This is a genomic window from Brevibacillus thermoruber 423, assembly GCF_000454065.1.
GTDB classification, from domain to species: domain Bacteria; phylum Bacillota; class Bacilli; order Brevibacillales; family Brevibacillaceae; genus Brevibacillus; species Brevibacillus thermoruber.
The window spans coordinates 1-673 of the sequence record NZ_KE695654.1 but is presented as its reverse complement, the minus strand read 5'-3'; the positions used below and the strand labels follow the sequence as shown (position 1 = coordinate 673).

The 673-nt window shown below is 56.2% G+C and carries 2 rRNA genes (1 of these 2 cut by a window edge); both read left to right on the top strand.

Going from position 1 to position 673, the window contains the following annotated elements:
- Positions 1 to 514: ribosomal RNA gene (locus tag M516_RS0119365) — 16S ribosomal RNA — on the top strand (it extends 931 nt beyond the left edge of the window).
- Positions 515 to 589: 75 nt separating this feature from the next.
- Positions 590 to 673, top strand: a 5S ribosomal RNA gene (rrf, locus tag M516_RS0119360); the annotation flags it as partial.

Below are 673 nucleotides of genomic sequence, written 5' to 3'. Positions count from 1 at the left end.
CTTCGGGGCAGCGGTGACAGGTGGTGCATGGTTGTCGTCAGCTCGTGTCGTGAGATGTTGGGTTAAGTCCCGCAACGAGCGCAACCCTTATCTTTAGTTGCCAGCATTCAGTTGGGCACTCTAGAGAGACTGCCGTCGACAAGACGGAGGAAGGCGGGGATGACGTCAAATCATCATGCCCCTTATGACCTGGGCTACACACGTGCTACAATGGCTGGTACAACGGGACGCAAGCCCGCGAGGGTAAGCCAATCTCTTAAAACCAGTCTCAGTTCGGATTGCAGGCTGCAACTCGCCTGCATGAAGTCGGAATCGCTAGTAATCGCGGATCAGCATGCCGCGGTGAATACGTTCCCGGGCCTTGTACACACCGCCCGTCACACCACGAGAGTTTGCAACACCCGAAGTCGGTGAGGTAACCGCAAGGAGCCAGCCGCCGAAGGTGGGGTAGATGATTGGGGTGAAGTCGTAACAAGGTATCCGTACCGGAAGGTGCGGATGGATCACCTCCTTTCTACGGAGCTTTGGCTGGTTAACGCCTACTCGCTGTTCAGTTTTGAAGGATGCATGTCCTTCCATCATGAATAAGTCTGGTGACGATAGCGGAGGGGACACACCCGTTCCCATTCCGAACACGGCCGTTAAGCCCTCCAGCGCCGATGGTACTTGCCCC